Here is a 2,677-nt window from a genome sequence, read left to right on the forward strand (position 1 = left end):
GTGCCGAGGAGCCCCGCACCCGCCCGCCGCTCGTTCCCGGGGCGGAGCACCGGGTCGCTCAGAAGCAGTCGCCGTACCAGTGGATCGCGCCGGGCGCCGTGACCGCGGCCCGGACGGACTCCGGGTCGGCGAGCAACGGGCGTGCCATGCCCACCGTCTCCGTCACCTCGCGGGCGTCCGTCAGCAGGGCGGGCAGCGCCGACCGGATCTCCGGGGCGTCGGGAAGCCGGACCCGGGCCCGGCCCAGCCCCGCGTCCCGGCCCCGCTCCCCGACGGCGGCGAACAGCGCGCCGAGGGAGCCGGGCGCGCCCGCCCACTCGCGGACCTCGACGTACTCCCCCTCGTGCTGGGCCACGATCCAGCCGACGAGCGCCCCCGTCCGGCGGTCCTCCGCCACGAGCGAGGACCGTTCGAGCGGGCCGTACCAGGCGGGCACCCGCACCGCCCAGTCCTCCGGGCCGCGCAGCGAACTGAGCGGCCGGTCCTCGTTGTACGCGTGGTGCAGGGCGGCCACCTCCGGGGCGTCCGGCGCCGAGGCGGCACGGATCCGGAGGTCCCCGGATCCCGCGGGGGACGTGAGCGTCCCCTCGAAGCACGTGCTCCCGAACTCCTGCCATCCCGAACCGCGGTAGACACCGGGGGTACCGGTGAACAGCAGGGACCAGGCGCACCGCTCGGCGGTCATGGTGTGCTCCGCGGCCGCCAGCAGCCGCCGCACCAGCCCCCGGCCCCGTGCCTCGGGGCGGGTGGCGACGCTGCCGATGCCGCCGACTCGCCGCGGGGTTCCGTGCGCGTCGCGGATCAGCCTCGGCACGTAGACGACGACGGCGTCGATCCCGCCGTCCGGGCCGTCCTGCGCGACGAAGGTGTGCCGGTGGCGGTCCGGGTCGAGGGCGTGGAGTCCGGTGATCTGCGGGGCGTCGAAACAGGTCCGCCACAGATCGGCCAGCGCCGGGTCGTCGGCCGGGGTGGAAGTGCGGATGACGGCGGTCACAGGATCAGGTTCCCGTCCGTGCGGGCGGCGTCGCCGTTGCCGGGCATCGCGACGCGCTTGGTCCCCTCCTCGACGCAGGAGGTGTACAGGGTCGAGTCCAGTGCGTCCGGGGCCAGGTGGAGGTTGCCGCCGGTGAAGCGGCTGCCGGTCGCCGCGTAATGGTTGGTGCCCTCGGTGATGCGCACATGGGCGATGTCGGATCCGAAGGCGGCGCTGCTGAGCGCGCTGATGTCCCAGGTCACCTTGCCGGGCCCGGCCGCGCGGCCGAGCAGCGCCTTCGCCTTGTTCCCGCCGGTGAGGCGGGTGCCGCCGGTGACGGTGATCCGCTGGTCGCGCACGGCGCTGAGTTCGATGCCGGTGTTGTCGTAGCGGCCGCCGTCGATCCGCAGGTCCGCCGAGCCGACCGATATCGGGGCGGCGTTCTCGGCCCCGATGACGGTGCAGTCGGTGAAGTGGACGGGGCCCGCGCCGCGCAGGACCGCGCCGTCGACGCCCTCGAAGGTGCAGCGCACGAAGTGGACGGGGGCGGTGACCGGGGTCTGGACCAGGACTGCGCCCGCGGGCGGGGCGAACGAGCAGTCGCTGATGGTCGTCGGCCGGGTGGAGCGGGCGGAGCGCTGGGCGACCGCGAAGGTCTTGGCGGTGCAGCCGCGGACCTGGGCGCCGTCGGCGTTGACGGTGAGGGTGCCGGCCTGGTCGAAGGTGGGGCGCGCGATCACCGTGATGTCCTCGAGCGTCAGGTCGGTGATCTTGGTGTTGGCGGTGAACCAGGAGCAGACGTGCCTGCGCACGGTGATCCGCTTGGCGGATATCCCCCACTGGGCACCGGAGTTGGCGATGTCCATCAGCCCGGAGTTGCCGTCGAAGAGCAGGTCGTGCTCGTACTGGCCGTGGGTGGTGAAGGGGTTGCCGCCCGCGTCGTCCCCGTCGCCGTGGCAGTTGACGACCGTGCAGTAGGCGGAGGCGGTCAGGTCGTTGAGGTGGCGCACATTGCTGGTGGTGCAGTCCGCGACCCGTCCGTACAGGCAGTAGATCTGCTGGGTGAGGTAGCCCGCGCCGCCGTACTCGACGGTGGGCGGGTTCTTCAGCGAGCAGTCCTCGGTACGGAACAGGGTGCACCAGCGGCGCATGATGACCGGCCAGAAGGTGCCGGTGGCGTGGATGCCGGAGACGTCGCAGCCCACGGCGTACTCGAAGCTGACCGGGTGGGAGCCGGTGTACTCGTCGGGCCCGGCGCCCTCGAAGACCATGTTGCGGACGTGCGTGTCGCGGACCGGTTCGATCCGGGTCCAGGTGAGCTCGCGACCGGCCGCGAGCTCCCAGCCGTTGAGATAGCCGATCCGGATGTGGGTCGCGTCGACGATCTCGGTGATCTCGACGAGCTTCTGCAGTTCGCGTTCGTCGCGTCCGCCGCCCTCGACGGGGGCGACCCGGACAGCCCACCACTGCCCGACCGCGAACGCCTTGGCGTCGGGGACCGGGAAGGTGTCGGTGAGTTCGACGACCTTGCCGGAAAGCGCGTGCCGGACGGTGGTGTCGGTGGTGGTGCCGCGGAAGGAGAGGACGGCGCCGAAGGGGTTGTCGTGGATGTTCTTCTCGATGCCTTCGGTGCGTATGCGGTGGCCGCCGAAGTCGAGTTCGATGTTCGAGCGGTCGAAGAGGTGGCGTTTGGTGAACAGGAGG

Annotated in this window: 2 protein-coding genes; both read right to left on the minus strand. The window is 72.3% G+C overall.

Features of this window, described 5'->3' with window-relative positions:
- Window positions 1-58: 58 nt before the first annotated feature.
- Window positions 59-994, minus strand: a complete 936-nt coding sequence (locus tag ACFC79_RS38145; RefSeq protein WP_376249861.1) for a GNAT family N-acetyltransferase — start codon at window positions 992-994, stop codon at window positions 59-61.
- A partial coding sequence (locus ACFC79_RS38150; RefSeq protein WP_376249863.1) for a peptidase C14 occupies window positions 991-2,677 on the minus strand: 1,687 nt, incomplete at its 5' end. The genes ACFC79_RS38145 and ACFC79_RS38150, both read right to left, overlap by 4 nt.

The sequence above is a fragment of the Streptomyces sp. NPDC056061 genome (assembly GCF_042266885.1).
Classification (GTDB): domain Bacteria; phylum Actinomycetota; class Actinomycetes; order Streptomycetales; family Streptomycetaceae; genus Streptomyces.